This is a genomic window from Latilactobacillus sakei subsp. sakei DSM 20017 = JCM 1157, assembly GCF_002370355.1.
GTDB lineage: Bacteria > Bacillota > Bacilli > Lactobacillales > Lactobacillaceae > Latilactobacillus > Latilactobacillus sakei.
Genome location: NZ_AP017929.1, coordinates 278,581 through 296,559 on the forward strand (window position 1 = coordinate 278,581; position 17,979 = coordinate 296,559).

Below are 17,979 nucleotides of genomic sequence, written 5' to 3' on the forward strand. Positions count from 1 at the left end.
TCTCGTTCATTGACTATCGAGAATATTTAAAATTTTCTATCCCTATAGCACTCATATTCATTAGATATCATCCAATTAAGAATTATGTATAAATAAAACCACTATATGACTATCATTAAGATTATCATTAATACTATTCATGGTTTCTAACATAAAATATAAACTATGTAACTACAAATGAATTCTATAATATATTTTAATTGATTGCAAGTGGGTTTTATGCAAGTTATTACCCACCAATAAGTATTTATGCAGTTTACCACCTCTGAAATAACTTATTAAATCAGCAATGAATACGGTTAATTAAAAAAACGATATACTATCCCAATACAGTTAACACAGCTAAACAGTAACTATATATACAATGTTAAGCGAACCAATTTTTAGTTCATGCACTTTATATTTGTTGCTGATAAACTCTTTTGTGAATTATATTCATTCCGTCTTAAAGTTCATTTTTTTTAAAATAATTGTCTTTAATTGAATTTCTTATTCAAAATTCCCCTTTTTATTATCTAATTCTAATCTACAGTCGGTTTCTAGTTCTGATTTTTGCCTTAATATACATTTCCAAACCTTTTTTTGCATAAATATTCTTTTTGAGTAAAAAATACATTTTTAGCAAACATAATCATTAACGAATTAAATGATTTCATCCATTTCCCAAAAATGTTAACCGCTACAAATCCCGCTCTCATAAGATTGTCTAGTCATTAAAGTAATTCATCAATACTATTCAACCGTGTTAACTTATGTCGCTAAATAAGTCGTCATTAATTTCATCATCATTTTTTAACTATTATTTATTATCTTTCAGACCATTTTTGGTCAAATAATTGCATATTATTGGTTACTCTACATGTATTTATGCACTGATTACCCACAACCGCCTCTTAGTCGGTGGATAACTTGTTCATGACTTTTCCCCATTAAAAAAAGCCGCGTTAACAAGGCATACTTTGTCTACACGACTACTTTTCTTCCTATATAAATACCAACGTTAGGTTTCCTGTTGTTGATTTGCCTGCCAATTAGCCTGATTAGGTTGCTTCAACCGAACTTGTCGTTTATGCACCCACTCGCTTGGTGCTTGCTCGTAGGTTTCAAAATCGAGCGTTTGTATCAACCACTGCTTTTCATCCGTACTGTATTGCATCGTGACCGTTGCATTTTGTCAATCATCATTGGTTAATTCAAGAGTCGTTTTTGCTATCACTTGAACGGCTTGTTTTAAATCAATATATAAATCAAAGGTAACTTGAGGTTCTTGTCCACCATCTATCTTTAACGAATCCACGTTCATCGCTAGTTCTTGAAATTGTTGCTGATAGGCCTTTAGATTTGGTTTTAACATAGCAAATACCTGTGCAACCTCCGCACGATCCTTGGCGGTTACACCCTCCAAGTGACTGAAATCTAATTGCTGATTGATGCTTTGATTTAACGATTGATAATAGGTCAATACGTCAGCTAATCGGTGATTTTGAAAATCAGGTTGGTTTATAAAATAATCGGGCGTTAATTTCAGTTGATAGTTGTGCTGATTCAGGTTAACTTGGCGGTGTTGCGTGACTTTCCCATAACATTGATTATTGATTGTCAAATCCAATTGATATTGTCCTGGGAAATAAGCCTGCTGCGTCTGATGGCTTTGGTTAGATAATTGCCACAACTGATTTTGCCCACTAATATAGGTGGTCGTTTTACTGGGCACATCGCTTGCCGACCAACTTAGATAGCGCGCTTGTGGTAAAAACTTCTTTGGTTTGAACCAGCTCGTCTTATTTTCTATCTGATAAGCCGTCGGTTTTGTCAGTTGTTGCATAAAAACCTGTTTTGCTTTTTTGGTTGTTAGTTGTACTTCAAATAATTGATAACTTTCTTTAGAAATTTTACGACCATTTGCAAACCGCGGTATCATTTTTTCAACAACCGTCCATTGGTGCTTATTGACTGCCGTTTCTAGACGTGCCATCTGCGCCGGTAGTGATTGATAACGCCAATAGCAACCCGACGCTAAAACAATCGTTAGCAAAAAGCCGCCCAGAAAAAGAATCTTTTTCCAGCCGGCTTTCATTTTAGTCATCTAAGCCACCCATAAAGGCTGTTTGCAATTCACCAAAATCATAGTTGTCTGAGCTGTCTTCGCTATCAATAGTCCATTTTCCTTTTTCTTTGACTAACTTAACTTTATACCCCTCACCATCCATATATTCTGGTGTGCTGACTTTGGCACTTTCGAATTTGGTTGGTAATTGTTGCAAGAGATATTTTTCGGCATCTTGTGTCGCTTTTTCATAATCATCATACTTATCTTCATGTTTATCCGTAAAATCATCAATAATTGCTTCGAAATCAACATCATCGAAGTTAATCACTTCCGATTTAACGTAAATGATTGCTGCCTTAGGAAGCATCTCAGCGACCGAATATTCAACAGTTGCTTTTTTGGCATTGATTTGGTTGAAACTAGTGACCACTTTTTGTAATTCTGCAGTTGATGGTTTGTAATTATCAAACTGTTTACCTAGTCTTTCTGCAAAAGCCGTTTTAAAATCGTCATGCTCCTTTTGTAAATCATTCGTTAAGGCCGCTTTATCGTCAGCCTTAGTGCCTAAGAAAACTTGGTCGACATATTCCTTAGCGAGTTTCGTCATTTGTTTGGTATGATCTGGATACTTGTCGGCATCAATCTTGACCTTCACATCTTTTTGCTTTTCTTCGCCATCGTTACCCTTATAATGCAATTCATATTCTTGGCCTTTTTGAACGTTAAAAACAACATAGCCGGTTGTACTCTTACCACCAGAAATATTACCACTTTCTAATTCTTGGAACCCATTATCATCATCGTAGACACTGGTATCGGCCATTTTATTACCGTCTTTATCATATAAGCTCATGTCATATGATGATACTGATAGGGCCTTTTTGGTTTTATTATCAATTTTGATGTTTAAAGCCAAATATTTCTTACTGTCACTCGCCTTTTTACCGTCGGGCACCACATAGACCCCACTCTTCACGGAAAGACCAACTGCCCCTGTGCTCGCCGTTGCTTGACCTTCCTTGTTTGATTTCGATGAACAGCCTGCTAACAACACCATGCTAGCTAAGCTCACTGCCCCAAATTGCCATACGCGTTTCATTTTCACCATTACTGCCTCCTATATCTGTCTTAGCTTCGATTCTATCAAACCTAAATTACAGCTATATACCAAAGGTGTATATTTTATGTATATCTTAAATAGCATAATTAACGATTACGCTTGTATAATAGCGCGGTTGGCAACAATGATTATCACATTAGTTAATCATTTCGAACTATACCGATAAAAAAAGAACCGTGTCTTAATCCGACAGGTTCCTTTGATATTATCCGTTTTGTTGTAAGTAGGTTTTAACCAACTGGTAATTCTTATGACCGCCACTCAGATTATAAACGGTCTCAAAGCCCATATTTAATAGTAAGTTTTGCGCAGCATTCCCCGTAACACCCTTGTTGCAATAAACAACTGTCGGCATCGTAGGATCTAATTCAGCAATTCGTTTTCTGATTTCACCTAAGGGCATACTGATCGCTGTTTCGATATGTTGTTGTTCATATTGTTTTTGCGAACGGACATCAATCACCTGCAGACTATCCCCCATGGTTAGTTGTTGATAGAGTTCGATTGGCGATAATAACGGTCTGCCGTTGCGCGCATTTTCCAACGCCATCCCCGTATACAACACTGGATCCTTAGTTGTTGCGTAGAGCGGTTGATAGGCTAAGTCGAGGTGGAACAAATCAGCCACTTTGGCGCCAAACGAAATGGCCGTCACAAAGACATCGATTCGCTTATCAACACCATCTTGCCCGATAATTTGTGCGCCAAGTAAACGTCCTGTTTGATGATCGGTGATTGCTTTGATGACATTTTCCGTGCCGTTTAGGTAATCAGCATGTCCCGGTTTGATATTGTATAACACATCGATTTCATAACCTTTTGCCCGTGCGACCTTTTCCGTAAAACCAGTCTGGGCAACTGTCGTATCAAATAACCGGACAATACCAGTGCCTAAAATACCGCGATGTGCTAATGCACCACCAGTCATTGCATCCCCTGCAATCCGTCCCATCTTATTGGCAGTTGAGCCCATTGGTCGGTAAAGTGGTGACCCGTCAATTAAGGAAAAGCTTTCGGCAACGTCCCCCACCGCATAGATGTTTGGGACCGAGGTTAGCATTCTATCGGTCACTTGTATTGCGCCAGAGGTCCCCTTGGCAATTCCCATATGATGGACTAATTGCGTTTGTGGGATAACCCCCGTTGCCAATAGTACTAAATCGGCTGGTAATTGGGTGCCATCACTCAACTTCACGGCGGTAATTCGTTGTTCTTCGACTTCCAGTGACTCAGTCGTCACGCCTTTAATGACATTCACGCCATTTTCAAGGATCACTTGTTCGGCGCGATACGCGATTTCGCCATCATAATTGGTCATGATTTGCCGACTGCGTTGCACAAGGGTCACTGATAATCCCCGTCGATGGAATTGTTCCGCCATTTCAAGACCAACATACCCCGTTCCAAAAATAAGCACATTGGAAATAGATTTCGTTTTGAGATAGTCATCAATTGCACGGGTATCGTTCATATGATGCAGTGTAAAAACATTGTCATAACCTTGATCAAATGGTGCGATCACGCGTGGTGCTGCACCGGTTGCTAAAACCAGCTTGTCATAGTGATCTTCAACAATTTCATTAGTCGGTAAATGCTTGACCAGTAGCGTTTGGTGGACCTCATCAATTGAAACGACTTCTGTGGCCGTTATAATATCAACGTTAAAACGGGTTTTAAACCAAGATGCGTCCCGCGGAATTAAGTCATCGAGCGCTTCAACTTCACCCCCGAGATAAAATGGCATGCCACAAACTGAATACGAGATATCGGTTCCTTTTTCGTAGACCACAATTTCGTGATCCTCATTGTTCCGCCGGGCCTTAGCAGCAACACTCGTCCCTGCTGCTACTGAACCAATTACGACGATTCTCATCACAGTCACCTACTTTCGCTTATTAACCTCAATATAACAAAAAATAACCGATTATAAAAGCGGCACGCCACCTAGCAAAAAAGGGTGACAACAAAATCACTTTTGTTGTCACCCTTTTGATTAATTCTAATTTAGCCAACTAGAAAGAAACGTTTAAAAGTCGCAGTTTCTGTGGCCTGTTGTTGTTGGTACCAACTTGCTAATTCTGCAGATAATTGGTCGTAGAGTACTTTTCCTTGTTCTGTCATTGAGATACTAACTACTCGCTGATCTAATCGTGTCCCACGAGTCTTTTTAATCAAACCTTTATCCTTTAACGTATTGAGCTTTCGAGTCACAATAGGACCCGATGTATTAAACTTAACCGCCAATTCGCTAGGTGATTGCGTCCCATATTGCACAAGTTGTTCTAAAAATAAGAACTGCTCAAACGTCATACAGCGCGTCCGACACAAACTATTTAATTGCTTCGAAATAACACTCGTTTCAAAATACCATTGGCTTAATGCTAATACCTGTTGCTTTTTATTTTTCAATTTAACTTTCCTCTATTCTCTTTCTAAAAATCTATGTATCGACACTGCATAAAATGCAATGTCTAATCACATTATGGCGCAACCGTTAAATGCCATTTTAGGGTTGTTTGATAATGCGTTTGATACCGTTTGGTTGTTTGTGGGACGTGAAGACCGATGCTATAATCGGCCGTTTGGGGATCGCCAAAGCGGTACTGATAGATCGAATAACCTGGTAAATCATAGGTTAGGTTCCCCTTATTATCAGTTTGTTGATGTCGATACTGCCCACGTTTGTGGTAGGTCACTAACGTTTTGGGCTTATCACCTGGGATCAAACTGAACGCCGCGATACTTTCAATCTGATCGTTATTTTGCTGACTATTATTGCCATCAGTTTGAACGAGCTTGAAATTAGCATTATTAAATTGAAGCTGCGCATTATCTAGTTGAACATCCCGCGTCTTTTGATAATGGTCTGTATATTGGCCGGTAAATTGCGTTGTCTGAGAGACACCTAATTGCCAGTCGTTAATACCCCAATAATCGGAAACTTCAACCCCATACGGCACCTTCTTATCACCTTCACGTTGTCCTGGTAGATAATACGTCCGTTCCGCTTGCGTATCAGAAGTGGGGTTAAAGTTCATGTCAGCCGGTACCGTCATCGCTAGGCGAGAACGTTCATAACGGAACGTATAATCTTGCGGCGTGGCAGTAATTAGCGGATCAACATCCTTAATCCGGTAGAACTTAGCCGTGCTCAAATCCGCTTGGTCCGTATAGTCGACTGGGACATAGCTTGAAATATTTGCTGGTCGAATTTGGTTAGGATCTTGATGCCCACTGACATCAGCGAGTGTCGCTTCAGAAACTGGCTTACCAATTAATCCTTTGACCGTCACCGCTTTAGCGCCAATCGGACTACCTGTTGCCCAATCAATATAATGGAAAGTAATTTGCCCCTTAGCCGGTTTAGCTGATTTAACGGTCGCATCAGTTGCGCCTCTTAAAACCGTTGTACTATCAGCAATTGCCGTTTTGGAAGTGACTGTATTTTTTAAATCGATATCTGGTATCTGATCATGGGCGACTTTCACCTGATATTCAATATCAGCATGCTGTCCCGCAGTTAACGCATGGAGTTTAACAGCCTTTAAGTCACTCGCCTTTTCACTCGTTCCGTCACTGTATTTAATCAAAATAGAATCAGGGACCAGCGTTAAACCTTTAGGTAACGTATCTTGTAACTCAGTTGTCGATATTTTGTCAGTCATCTTATCATCTGCTGAAAAACGGATGCGATAATCTATCGTGTCATCTGGATGAACCGTCGTTGTTGTTTGATAGTCTTTTTCACCCATCGTTTCATTGCGGACTTGCTTGTCTAATGCCACTTGCTTTTTATGAATCAAAATCTTGGTGGCGTCCTCAGCACCAGCAATCTGATCGGTGCCACCTTCAGCAAGATTATCCGCCTCAAGCCCCACACCACTAAAAGTAGCTGGTCGATAATGTCGATAATCATAGTTTGAAGAATCATATGCCAATCCACTTTTAGAAAAATCGGTTGCCATATAATGAAGTGGCCCATCTGCCGTATTCATATTCATGAAGAGTTTATACCCATCATTTGCAATAGATAATCCCGCATTATCTGCCTGGGCGTAAACTGGGGCGCCATCGTTACCATTTAAAGCAGTATCTTTTGCAAAAAAGATGCCTGCCTCTCTTGGTAAAAGATAACTATCATTGGCAATATACAACTCTTGTTGAATGACTGGCTTCTTCAGCGATGGTCGTAGGACTAATTCAACTTGATAGGTATCTATCAGATACTGCACTTGTCCTTCAGCCTTCAATACTGCTTGTCCTTTTGAATCCGTTCCACGGTATACCTTAAACGAATTAAAATGTCTACTAATCGACGTATCACCAATCGATTGACCGGTTTGATCCTTTTCCTTGGTTAATGCATAATCATACGAACTGGTTAAGCCACGGGCCGGAAAATAAGAAAACGGTATTTTACGGCCATTATCCACTAAAAAGATATTCATCTTAGGCGGCATCCCTTAGTCAAGGTTGAACTGTCAGCACTTTTTTGTTCCTCTAGCGTGCCATCATCATTACCAAACGTATAGTTTAGCGTCTGTTTATCACCTACTGGAATCGATTCAATTGTTGCTTGCGAAACCTCTTGCCAATTATGAATACCGTCATCAATCGCGATTGTTCTCAATGGTTGAATTGGTTCCAAAGGTTGTTTCTTTTGGATCACGCTCTCCTTTTTTGAAGACTGTTGACTAGCCGACTGCTTATTCGAAGACATTTGCGTCTCACTTTTTTGAATGTCTTTGGCGGCTTGACTCATATTCACCTGAAAATAAACAAAACCGATTAATGTCATACATCCGACTATCAACGCCGTTAAGTTTTTACGCAAACTTCATTCCTCCTCCAAAATATATCATCAGTTTTAATTAATTTCGTTAGTGTGCATTTAAATTGACAACTGTTAATACGAACAAAGTTTATAATAATATATCGTGTAACGCAAGTTGAAAAAGTTATGAAAACATTATTATATCAAGGTTTTTATGTGGTTATTTGATACGCTACTTGTCCAGGGTAACTAGTTAGTTTTTAGTCTCACAAACCGTTTTAAATCCATACCGATTTGACCTGTTATGATTAATTTTTTTACCTATTAGCGTTACTAACAGCTATCAAAAATAAAGATTACATAATGGATGTTTGTTAAATACGCGTAATTTGTGACAAAAACACCTTACATAAAATATGCATAAATATTTAAAAAATCTTTTCTAAATTTATTAAGGTCATTGATTATCATGCGGATTAAAACCGCTTAACTTGACATCAAAAAAAGCTAGCCCGATATGGACTAGCTTTTTCTTAACACGATTATTCACTTAATGGTCGTTTTAATAATGTCCGTGATGGGACACGCCCACCAAAAATTAACGTCCCGGAAATGTTCCGATAAAGTTGCCCTAAATAATAATTCTCAACGTCAACTGGTGGAAAATAGACTGGCAGATGCTTCAATTGCTGTCTCGTTGGCGCATAATCGACCGGTGTATTCAAAAGCGAGTAGTGCTGATCCTTTTTGGGCTTTTTTCGATAAAAGCCGACACTCACACTATCCTTATCACCATCTGAGCCTTGACTATCTGCCGCAACTTCAACCATCATCCCGGCATTAGGACTGGCTTGTGTATCAACCTGATTAAAAAAAGCGACTGCTGAAAAAACCATTGGGGTCACCCACAATAATGAGTTTAATCGCATCGTTTAGCCTCCTTAATCCGTGCCACTAAATTACCGAATACTTCCCAATCAATTGCATTTGGCGGACTATTCCAAATAATGTAGTCGGATTGGACATGTCGACTCAAAACATCCGATAAATAAATATCCGTTTCTTCTGAATATTGATTATTAATCTGAATATTATTAAATGGCAATGCCCGTAAATTAGATTCAATGAACCGATTATACGACATTCCTAGTGAAAAGTTAACGGTTACCGTAATACTTGGGACAAGTGCTTTAAAATCCAAATTGTTCAACGCAATCATGACAAGCTCCATGATAAAGGTCTTATGGTTTTTCACTTTCTTCAATAACTGTTCTTCTTCCAACGTATCAATAAACCTTAGACAACCTTGATACAACTCGTAATAGTTTTCTTCAAAGACGCTCAAGTTAGTACTGAAAAAACCATCTAAGACGATATTATCATCGTAGTAATAACGTTGACAAAGTTTCCATAATTTTCCAAGAATTGGACTATCTGTTAGATTTAATTGCACCGGTTCTTGATGTTTTCTAAACGATGACTGCAAAATCGCCAAGACCCGCTTTTTAAAATCAGCTGGCAATAAATCAACATTTTGATGAGGTGCTTTTTCCCAGCCCAAAATATTTAATAGCTGACATAAATAGGCAATCTCGTCCGACTTAATTGGCAACATGCCTTTAGGCCATTGTGCTTGTACTTGTTCTATTTGCGACTGATATTCGCCAAGTTTTGCTTGCCATGCTGGTTCAACATTAAATTCAAACCCTTGCTGTATGCGTGTACTAGCAATCAAACAATAAAAGGTTAAAAAGACCCGCTTAGCATCCGTCATAGTCGCAATAATACCTTGTTTTCCAATAAGCTCAACCAGATAATCTGCACGTTGAATTTTAACCTGTTCAAACGGTAATTCATAATCTTTAAACGCATGGTAATAAAGTTGCGTTAAGACTAACCGTAATCGGAATTCATCATGCACATTTTTAGTATCGAACCCTTTAATTTGGTATTCCTTCAAGAAGGTCCGAACAGATTTACGAACCTTATAAGCTTTCGTCAAACTAATGTAGGCTTCATCCGAAAACTCTTCAATTGTTGCCCCAGGGTGTTTGAGCATGAAATCAATCAGACTAAAACTCAGCGAGCGTCGACAATAAACCCACAGCAAGCGTTTGATTGAATCTAAGCCGTTTTTTCGATAGTGGTATTCACCATTTTCTTTTTCAATATAAAAATACTGATCCAAATCTAATTTTTCTAAATCTTGAATTAAATCTCCCATTAAACGATTAACCTTAAAATAAGTTAAATCAAACTTATCTTCGATCATTTTAACCGAAACAGCATTCGTCGGTGAAGATTCGATATAAGCAAATAAAAGAAGGCTCTGGTAATCTTCTGCTTCCAATAAGTATTCCATTAACGCGTTCGCTCCACTCTATTGATTGCTGTCTCGTTTACTGGCTGCTAATTCACTTTCTAATAACTTGATTCGACGTTGTTTCCGCCAATAAATCACAATGATTAAGATTAATAACAATACAATGCCGGTAATGATTAGACTTAGACCTAACCATGAATCGTCTTCTTTAATCACCGCTTTTTGGTTATAGTGCCGTGCTTGTTTTTTAGTAATCGTAAAGTCTTTGGTAAATTGCCAGTGTTGTTGTTTAGACGTTACTACGACCTGTGCCGTATACCGACCTGGTCTAAAGGCCGTTTCACCAATCCTAACCGGCAACTCGTAAACTGAATTAGGTGCCATCTGACCGTCAGATGTTTTTTGTGTATAAACTGCTTTGGCTTGCCCTTGCTTTTTAATTGTGACCTTCGTTGTCACCTTATTTAAAAAGGCGGCAGTTTGGTTATTCAACGGGATACTGATGACGTTGCGATTATTAATTTGGCGCGTCGTTATCTTACCCAGACTCATTTTATTTTTTGTTAATTCTTGTTGCCCATGTAAGACCATTGCGATTGTATAGGCGTATTGGTTCTTAACACCCATACTACTGTTAGTTTTTACTTTGTCATCGGTCACCTTTTTAACAAAATTCAACCCACCCACGAGTTCGCCATCAAACGCCGCTTTGGGCATCTTAATTTGATAAGCCACGGGTTTCACTTCGCCCGGCTGTAATTGTATTTTATTTTGATCAGTCGTGACTACTTTTTCAATATTAGCAGGTAGTCCCCAACTTTTATTTTGTTTAAAAGCCTTATATTCAACAACCCCGTTGGTATTCGTAGTTGCTTTGGCCACTGAGGTTTCAACAGTGATGGGTGTTTGACTCGTACTCTTAACATTCACCGTCACCGTTGTGGCTTGGTTTGGCGCTAGTTTTAAATCAAAATAGGTTACTTTTTGATTTAACTGTTGTTTAGAGGCGACCGGAATCACTTCAAAGCCGGCGTTATTAGCGGCGTCGGCTACTTTAACATTAACGAACACGCTCATGAATAAAACGAGTCCCCAGATCATTAAACGATATTTGCGTTTCATATTCTAATCCCCTTGCCTTTTTTCCAGTAAGCAGAAATAGATGAGACTAAATTAGCCTCATCTATCTTGATTATTTTAATATGGCACCTTAGTTGTCGGCTGGGGCATCTGCTAAATTCCAAGTCAACATTGTTGTATAATCCTTAGCCACTTTAACTGTCTTACCAGGAACGTCTAATGTCACTGAGCCCGTATTCATGTCAGCAATGGCAGTCCCATTACCTTCACCTGCTGCAGCACCCATTATTTTGTGAGCTGTATTATCAGTTGTTAATACCAAGCTTTGATCGACAGTTGCTGTGGCTGTTGAAGCAGTATCTAATGTTGGTGTTTTGATTGTTATTTGCGCACCTGTTAATTCAGTGTTATCACTCGTTTTAAATTGCGCATTTTGGGCAACTGTCAATGTCCAGCCAGCTGCTGTCCCTCGAATATCTTGAACGGTTGCTTTAGCATCATTGATATTGGAATAGGTCTTATCATCCGCTGAGATGGGATTTGACCCAAAATCGATATTTAAAGCATCTGTATTAGTCATTGTTAAACCACCAGTATCTGGTGCTTTAAAACCAACCTTACCAGTCGTATCGTGGCTATCAGTATCGGCCGCATGTACTTGGCCCATTGAAATGCTTAACATCCCGCTCAATAATAAAGTACTCATCATAAATTTTTTCATTTTAAAAATTCCCCCGTCTTTGTTTGAATAACCCTAAACTGCCGATCAGTAAAACAATGCCCACAATCGTGCTTAACCCGACTGAGCTTGTCCCGGTCTGTGGCAATCTAGCTTGCTGTTTTGTTTCGGTTTGTATTGGCGCTTGCTTGTGTGGTTGACCTGTTTCGTAAAAGCCAACTCGTGCAACACTCTTAGTCGCTGTTTGTGCGTTAGCACTTGTATGAGTTGGGTTTACAACGATTAGGCCGCTTCCGATGATCAACATTAGCACCACAAATTTTGATTTGTTTTTTAACCAGCGCAACTGCTAATCACCCCCACTCTTTTTACATCTCAACTTTTGACTATCGCAATCATTAACCTTAATGACACTATAGCATAAGCGCTTTTCTTAATTTTTTTTCTAATTTAAATCAGCATTTGAATTTCCGAAAATTATTCGTTAGCAACACCATCTTCCAACGTCCATTCGACTTGAGCCGCGTATTGATCGATTAAAGCACCGCCGACTGGCACGACTAATTGCGGCCCTAATTGATTCTGCCATTGCCCAGAAATATCAACCGGATCATGACTCGTCGTTGTAGTCGTCGCAATAATCGTTGATTGCGCCGTAATCATCGTTGGTAATTGGTTGGCACGCTGGTAAGTTAAGTCGCCTTCTAGCGGTGCTTTTTGCGTATCACCTGTAAAAGGTTGTACGAGTGCTGCTTTCAAAGTCCACTTCGATCCTAGTGCGCGTTCGTCCTGGATGCTTAATGCTTGATTGACTGTTGGTTGATAACTTTCAGTCGTACTTGCCAAAGTATGTTGGCCAAAGTCCATCTCACTAGGCACTGATTTAAAATAGACTCGGTTATAATACGGATTGTAATTCAGTAACACCGTCACGTTCTGATCGACAGCCACATCATCATCAAATACTAAGCCATCGCTCGGATATGGATTATCGGCAACGGTATAGCCCTTATCCGCTAAGGCTGCTAAAGTAGCGTCGGTTCGATAAACACTGATTTGGCCACTGACGCCGGTTAATTGATCGGCTTGAATGACGGCCTGATTATCGCTTCGTTGATAAGTAACCGTGGCTTTTTGCGCTTGTCCTGTGTAAGTGACCGTCGCCGTAATATCGGCTGAGTCTTGAGTAATATTTTCAACCGCCGGAACAGTTAATTGATCAGCGGTATAACCTTTAATCACCGGACTCGTCTGTTTTGCAAACGTCGTTGTCCCTTCTGTTGAGACCCACTTCGTAAAGCCAATCGATTGGTTGGTGACTTGATCAATCTGGTCATGTCTTGTAAAGGTTATTTTATCGACCACATCCGGTGCTGCTTGCTTATTAGATTGATAGCGATAATGAATCGTTCGTTTGACTTGCTTGCTTTCATCCGGTGCCGCTTTAATCGCATGTTTTAAGTGCACTGTAAAGGGCTAATCTTGGTCGCTAAAAAGCAGTGTTGCGCCATTGGTTTCATCACTCACTAATTGATAACCCTGTTTTTCATACGCTGCTAATTTCGTTTGTGTATTGTATTTTGAATTTTCATCAACAACACCCGACATCGTATCGGTCGCTAATTGCTTCCCTGTTGTGTCGTCGACATAGGTCACGTCAATTTTTTGTTTATTTTGGATAAAGCGATACAAAATATCATCAACTTTACCTGCTTCTTTGGGATAACTTAAAGTGAGCGCACCAGTATCTGGATCAGCGCCTTTGGGTAGATTCGACTTATCTAACGTATACCCCGGAATTGTTAAATCTTGCGTTGTGATTTGTAATTTATCTGTATCAGGCCAACCATAATGAGTTTCAATCGGTTTGATGTATTTACCATTTTGATCAGCATAATGCACCTTGATTGTGGTTTGCCCATCTGTTGAAGCACTGGGTGGTGATGATGGTTGGTTAATCGTTTCTGTATTATTAAGTGTATCTTTGTACGTTGCTTGGACCGTATTTTCGATACTTGGATCATTAAAACTAATATTCATTGTGAAATAAGTTGAAGTCGCTAAGGCCGAATAATTGTTATTCGATAGCCGGTTGAGCGCGTAATCTAATCCCTCTTGGGTCCCATCCCAAGAATTATTCATAACCCCTTTGGTAATCGTATCGACCGGTAACTCATAAGGCCGTGTCAAATTGCCATAGTTCAAGTAAAGGGTCATACTGCCATCCGAATTATGCAAAACACCATAGGTTTGCGGCGATGTTTTAGCGATAATCTCATCGTCAGTCGCATCGGCGGCGACACTGCCGCTGTTATTAATCGGCACAGCTGCGGGGGCTTTAATGAAGAGCATCGGCCCAGTTGTCCCCGCTTTGGCAGCCATATGTTGCCCATCCGGCATTAACGCTGGCATGTAAGTTTTTAAATCAAAGCTAACTTTATTAATATTTTGTGCTGACTCTTTATCAATGCGATAAATTCGGACATAATTAGCCGTTGGCACGCCCTTAAGGTTAGGCGTGCCATCTAAGGCTGACTGGAAGTAGGTTTGGTCTTTTGTATAACCACTTAAGGTTAATGTTCCTTTTTTGTCAGAACCAACTGCCGCATTAGTCACTTGAAAACCATTAAAATGCGTGGCCGGAATGACCGTCACTGATGATTTCGTCCCATTAATCGTACTGCCGGCATAAGCCGCCGTGTAATCAGGCGTTGTTTCATTCGTTAAAGTTGCCACCCCACCCGAACTCTTAGGCAAGTCACTCGACGCATCGACCGCTTTATCGGGAACATATTCACTGCCCAGTACCAACGACTTACCGTCATATTGGCCTAATTCCCTGAGTGAGACGCTGGCCATCGTAACCGGTCCCTGACCACTTAATTTTCCAGTATATCTAAGCACACTGAAACTGATGGTATCACCAGGTTGTAGCACATTATTAGGTAATACCGAGAATTTAATTACTTTAGGATAATAGGTTCCTGTATAGCCCTGAGAGATATCGTCTTCTGACTGACTATAAATATCCCAGGTGACAGTCGTTTTAACGCCCCCTTGATCAATCAAATCTTGGATCTTATAGGTCGTTGCTGCGCGCGCTACCTTTTGTGTCACTGGTGTTTGTGTCTTAGCCAATGATGGCATAACTTTAACTGGATTGGTCGACTCGCCTTTTGTTTCAGGCGCAATCTTAGGCGTTTCCGAAGCGAGCGTTTCGCTCGATGATTGACTGGATGTGCTCTCCGAATCACTACTTAACTGACTGGTGAGTGTCGCATCACTGCTAGCTTCAGTCGCATAACTATGCGTCACATCTTGTCCTAAGCCGAATCCAACGACATATAAGGCTAGTCCAAACAGTAACACTTTTCTAAACCCTTTTTCCCGATTCAATTCAGTTCCCCCTTCCCCACTATGTCGTTAATATCTCACAGTAATAACTTACGTAGGTAAATTATTGTTTTCAAAAACATTTACATAGTCGATTAATTATTTTTTTAGTATTTGATTTGAAATGACGATGAATTGTGCCATTAACGCATCGCTTCGCGTACTATATGGCAACAAAATCGCATCATATTCATCATTCAGAGTAGCGACGATTGCCTTGCCCTCTGCCGTGACCTACAAACTCGTTATACGTTGATCTTCATCTTTTAGGTTATATAATTTTTTAATCTTGCCATTCCGAAACAGAACCGTTAGCTTACGAGACATCGCGGGCCGTGAAATGGCAAAGGCCTTTGCTAACAATGATGGTTCATTACAATCATTTTCAACAATTTGTTTCAAAATTAAGTATTGGCTAAAGCTCACACCATGCCGTTTCGCAATTGTATCCAAGCCATTTTCTAACCTTGTTAATAATTGGTAACCTTCTAAATATTGATTTTTTTCACTCTTAATCATCGTGCTCATCTCTCTTCATATGCTTTACCTTCAAAATCCGATACCCGCCAATAACGCCCATTAAGACCATCACAAAACCACCCAATAATAGGAGATTGCGATACTTCAAATATTGATCGTTATTTTGGTTGATGTAGCGGGCCTGGCCCTTACTAATTGCGATATTCTTATGAATAATCTGTTGCTGATGCGCCGTTTTAATTGTTAGCGTCATCCGATAAACACCCGCTACTAACCGCTTGCCACCTAGTGGGACATCTTCATAGAAGCGAGAATTCGGGGCAATTTTACGATTTGATTTCTGATCCTGATAACGAATCAATGACCACTGTTGGTTTTGTAAATCAACTTTAACGGTCGCCGACTTCAGATAAGCTGGATTGGGATTAGCAATCGCAACACTAATTGCTGCCCGCTTTTGCTTCACAAAGCGCGTCTTGATTTCAGCCGAACGTAGCGGTTGCCGGTCTTTGACCGTTAATTATCGTCCATTTAAGATTAAGGTAATCGCGTAAACATAATGATTTTCAACAGCATTATGTTTAGCCAACTGATTGGTGCTTAAATTAATCGCCGTCGCTTTTTGCCCTTTAAAACCTTTGGCAGGAGCTTGAATTGTAACCTTTAATCGTTTTGTTTCGTTTGGTTGTAATTTTGTTGCTCGTGGTACTTTAACTAATTGACTCCCCGGTTGTTTTAATAACTGCCGATCAATCGGGTTGGCCCCCAGATAATCAACTGTCGCATTATCATTAGTTGTCGCATCTTTGACGCGACCATAAATCGTCAACGGTTGGGCGGTTGGGTTAAAGACTTTTAAAAATACGGTGCGTTGTTGCCCACGCTTCAATTTTAGATTAAAGTACCCTAAACGCTTACAACCCAGATTATCCTTCGGTAATTCAGGTCTTAACATGAACGTCGCCTTGGGCTCAGCAGGAATAGCTAACCCCTCACTCTTAGCGAAGACTGGATTACTCGTTTGAACGGTTAATAAATCCACTAAGATCAAGCAAAACCACAACATATTCAAACGTTTAAACATACCAGCCTTCCTTTCTAATCACTTATGTATAAAACCAAGTGCCCTCCCAAGATAGCGCTTGGTTTCATGATGTTTTAGTTGATATGTCCGCTTAGATTGTTGTGTTTAATGTCCATGTTAAACCAGCGTGATATTCACCAGTTGCCACATCGTTTGAACCGTTTAAAGCTAAACGAATATCGCTTGGGTTCCAACCAAAGACGTTAGCGCCATCGCCAGCATCTTTAGCAGCTGTTCCAACCACTTTTTCTTCATTTGGTGTACTCAAGTTCAAGCTAACTGATTTTGCGTATGTTGCATCTGTTGTCCCAGCGCTGTATAACCATCATTATCTTGATCTTGGTTTGTTAAACCATAGATATCAGCTGTCCGACCGTATTTTGTATTACCAAATACTAAGTTAGCGTCTGCAATTGTGTGTCCGCCAGCTTTTAGACCATCGCCATCAGCTGAAACAGTTAACTTCCAGTCACCAGCTGTATTAGCCTTTGGTGTAGCAGCTGCTAATTCTGGGTTTTCAACTTGTTTATCAACAACTGTTGCCCAAGCTGTCCCTTGAACGGCCTTTAAATTAGCGTCACTCGTTGTTAATGTTTCTGTTTTATTGCTATCTTGTTGATCGTATGAAGCGTGTGTATCATTACCAACAACGCCTAAATTAGCGCCCGTTGCATCAAAGTTTGTGTGTGCTGCGTCATACTTAGCATGGTTCCCAAAATCTAATGTCTTTGGTACCATTTGTAATCTTAAGTAGCCTGAATTGCCGTTATCATGTGTATCACCAAATGAAATGCCAGCATCTGTTGTGTCAGTCATTGGTAACTTAGTACCACCATTAGCTGCTGCATCGTCTTTTGGTGTTGCAGCACTAGCGATAGTTGCAGGTGCTAGAATTGCTAATAATGTTGATGCTGTTAAAACTGTGCTTGTTAATTTTGTGAATTTCATGTGAAATTCCTCCCTTTTTTAACTATATTTTCTTTCGCTGCCCACCCA

The 17,979-nt window shown here is 39.9% G+C and carries 18 protein-coding genes and 1 pseudogene; all 19 read right to left on the reverse strand.

The genetic code is table 11. From position 1 onward, the window contains the following. Nucleotides 1-1,000 precede the first annotated feature (1,000 nt). A complete protein-coding gene (locus tag LEUCM_RS09810; RefSeq protein WP_016264518.1) occupies nucleotides 1,001-1,156 on the reverse strand; it encodes a hypothetical protein in 156 nt (51 codons plus the stop codon). Nucleotides 1,157-1,174: 18 nt separating this feature from the next. After that, the gene (locus LEUCM_RS01425) at nucleotides 1,175-2,086 is read right to left on the reverse strand and encodes a hypothetical protein (protein ID WP_025016088.1); all 912 of its coding nucleotides are present in this window, start codon (nucleotides 2,084-2,086) and stop codon (nucleotides 1,175-1,177) included. Continuing rightward, nucleotides 2,079-3,158: a DUF4352 domain-containing protein gene (locus tag LEUCM_RS01430; RefSeq protein WP_025016089.1), complete on the reverse strand. Its 1,080-nt coding sequence runs from the start codon at nucleotides 3,156-3,158 to the stop codon at nucleotides 2,079-2,081. Before LEUCM_RS01430 ends, LEUCM_RS01425 begins: the two co-directional genes overlap by 8 nt. A gap of 217 nt (nucleotides 3,159-3,375) precedes the next feature. Beyond that, the gene (locus LEUCM_RS01435; RefSeq protein WP_025016090.1) at nucleotides 3,376-5,043 is read right to left on the reverse strand and encodes an FAD-dependent oxidoreductase; all 1,668 of its coding nucleotides are present in this window, start codon (nucleotides 5,041-5,043) and stop codon (nucleotides 3,376-3,378) included. Nucleotides 5,044-5,174: 131 nt separating this feature from the next. Then, nucleotides 5,175-5,579, reverse strand: coding sequence for a MarR family transcriptional regulator (locus LEUCM_RS01440; protein ID WP_016264514.1), 405 nt, complete (start codon nucleotides 5,577-5,579; stop codon nucleotides 5,175-5,177). Nucleotides 5,580-5,650: 71 nt separating this feature from the next. Further along, a complete protein-coding gene (locus tag LEUCM_RS01445; protein WP_025016091.1) occupies nucleotides 5,651-7,618 on the reverse strand; it encodes a WxL domain-containing protein in 1,968 nt (655 codons plus the stop codon). Continuing rightward, nucleotides 7,615-8,004: a hypothetical protein gene (locus tag LEUCM_RS01450; protein ID WP_025016092.1), complete on the reverse strand. Its 390-nt coding sequence runs from the start codon at nucleotides 8,002-8,004 to the stop codon at nucleotides 7,615-7,617. Before LEUCM_RS01450 ends, LEUCM_RS01445 begins: the two co-directional genes overlap by 4 nt. A 482-nt stretch (nucleotides 8,005-8,486) precedes the next feature. After that, entirely contained in the window at nucleotides 8,487-8,873 is a 387-nt protein-coding gene (locus tag LEUCM_RS01455; protein WP_016264511.1) for a hypothetical protein, read from the reverse strand. Continuing rightward, a complete protein-coding gene (locus LEUCM_RS01460; protein ID WP_025016093.1) occupies nucleotides 8,864-10,306 on the reverse strand; it encodes a helix-turn-helix domain-containing protein in 1,443 nt (480 codons plus the stop codon). Before LEUCM_RS01460 ends, LEUCM_RS01455 begins: the two co-directional genes overlap by 10 nt. Before the next feature lie 18 nt (nucleotides 10,307-10,324). Further along, nucleotides 10,325-11,389 (reverse strand): WxLIP family cell surface protein, encoded by a 1,065-nt coding sequence (locus LEUCM_RS01465; RefSeq protein WP_025016094.1) that lies wholly within the window; start codon nucleotides 11,387-11,389, stop codon nucleotides 10,325-10,327. A gap of 88 nt (nucleotides 11,390-11,477) precedes the next feature. After that, nucleotides 11,478-12,068, reverse strand: a complete 591-nt coding sequence (locus tag LEUCM_RS01470) for a WxL domain-containing protein (protein WP_025016095.1) — start codon at nucleotides 12,066-12,068, stop codon at nucleotides 11,478-11,480. 1 nt (nucleotide 12,069) lies between these two features. Beyond that, nucleotides 12,070-12,372 carry an LPXTG cell wall anchor domain-containing protein gene (locus LEUCM_RS01475; protein WP_025016096.1) on the reverse strand — a complete coding sequence of 101 codons (303 nt, stop codon included), beginning with the start codon at nucleotides 12,370-12,372 and terminating at the stop codon, nucleotides 12,070-12,072. Between the two features lie 131 nt (nucleotides 12,373-12,503). Next, nucleotides 12,504-13,493 carry a mucin-binding protein gene (locus LEUCM_RS01480; RefSeq protein WP_025016097.1) on the reverse strand — a complete coding sequence of 330 codons (990 nt, stop codon included), beginning with the start codon at nucleotides 13,491-13,493 and terminating at the stop codon, nucleotides 12,504-12,506. A 9-nt stretch (nucleotides 13,494-13,502) separates the two neighbouring features. Continuing rightward, nucleotides 13,503-15,422, reverse strand: a complete 1,920-nt coding sequence (locus LEUCM_RS01485) for a mucin-binding protein (RefSeq protein ID WP_025016098.1) — start codon at nucleotides 15,420-15,422, stop codon at nucleotides 13,503-13,505. A 231-nt stretch (nucleotides 15,423-15,653) separates the two neighbouring features. Continuing rightward, the gene (locus tag LEUCM_RS01490) at nucleotides 15,654-15,938 is read right to left on the reverse strand and encodes a helix-turn-helix domain-containing protein (RefSeq protein WP_025016099.1); all 285 of its coding nucleotides are present in this window, start codon (nucleotides 15,936-15,938) and stop codon (nucleotides 15,654-15,656) included. Then, nucleotides 15,931-16,383, reverse strand: a pseudogene (locus tag LEUCM_RS01495) (WxL protein host-binding domain-containing protein); the annotation flags it as partial. The gene LEUCM_RS01490 and the pseudogene LEUCM_RS01495, both read right to left, overlap by 8 nt. A gap of 36 nt (nucleotides 16,384-16,419) precedes the next feature. Next, on the reverse strand, nucleotides 16,420-16,983 hold the full coding sequence (locus LEUCM_RS01500) for a DUF916 domain-containing protein (RefSeq protein WP_025016101.1): 564 nt from the start codon (nucleotides 16,981-16,983) through the stop codon (nucleotides 16,420-16,422). A 91-nt stretch (nucleotides 16,984-17,074) separates the two neighbouring features. Next, nucleotides 17,075-17,251, reverse strand: a complete 177-nt coding sequence (locus LEUCM_RS01505) for a WxL domain-containing protein (RefSeq protein ID WP_157697960.1) — start codon at nucleotides 17,249-17,251, stop codon at nucleotides 17,075-17,077. A 2-nt stretch (nucleotides 17,252-17,253) separates the two neighbouring features. Then, nucleotides 17,254-17,931, reverse strand: coding sequence for a hypothetical protein (locus LEUCM_RS01510; protein WP_051524282.1), 678 nt, complete (start codon nucleotides 17,929-17,931; stop codon nucleotides 17,254-17,256). Nucleotides 17,932-17,979: the final 48 nt, after the last annotated feature.

What these genes read in the sequence shown, in the direction of transcription:
- LEUCM_RS01460 (WP_025016093.1), bottom strand. Translation starts at nt 10,306, where the DNA reads ATGGAATACTTATTGGAAGCAGAAGATTACCAGAGCCTTCTTTTATTT.
- LEUCM_RS01425 (WP_025016088.1), bottom strand. Translation starts at nt 2,086, where the DNA reads ATGACTAAAATGAAAGCCGGCTGGAAAAAGATTCTTTTTCTGGGCGGC.
- LEUCM_RS01510 (WP_051524282.1), bottom strand. Translation starts at nt 17,931, where the DNA reads ATGAAATTCACAAAATTAACAAGCACAGTTTTAACAGCATCAACATTA.
- LEUCM_RS01490 (WP_025016099.1), bottom strand. Translation starts at nt 15,938, where the DNA reads ATGATTAAGAGTGAAAAAAATCAATATTTAGAAGGTTACCAATTATTA.
- LEUCM_RS01470 (WP_025016095.1), bottom strand. Translation starts at nt 12,068, where the DNA reads ATGAAAAAATTTATGATGAGTACTTTATTATTGAGCGGGATGTTAAGC.
- LEUCM_RS01430 (WP_025016089.1), bottom strand. Translation starts at nt 3,158, where the DNA reads ATGGTGAAAATGAAACGCGTATGGCAATTTGGGGCAGTGAGCTTAGCT.
- LEUCM_RS01445 (WP_025016091.1), bottom strand. Translation starts at nt 7,618, where the DNA reads ATGAATATCTTTTTAGTGGATAATGGCCGTAAAATACCGTTTTCTTAT.
- LEUCM_RS01455 (WP_016264511.1), bottom strand. Translation starts at nt 8,873, where the DNA reads ATGCGATTAAACTCATTATTGTGGGTGACCCCAATGGTTTTTTCAGCA.
- LEUCM_RS01435 (WP_025016090.1), bottom strand. Translation starts at nt 5,043, where the DNA reads ATGAGAATCGTCGTAATTGGTTCAGTAGCAGCAGGGACGAGTGTTGCT.
- LEUCM_RS01465 (WP_025016094.1), bottom strand. Translation starts at nt 11,389, where the DNA reads ATGAAACGCAAATATCGTTTAATGATCTGGGGACTCGTTTTATTCATG.
- LEUCM_RS09810 (WP_016264518.1), bottom strand. Translation starts at nt 1,156, where the DNA reads ATGCAATACAGTACGGATGAAAAGCAGTGGTTGATACAAACGCTCGAT.
- LEUCM_RS01500 (WP_025016101.1), bottom strand. Translation starts at nt 16,983, where the DNA reads ATGTTTAAACGTTTGAATATGTTGTGGTTTTGCTTGATCTTAGTGGAT.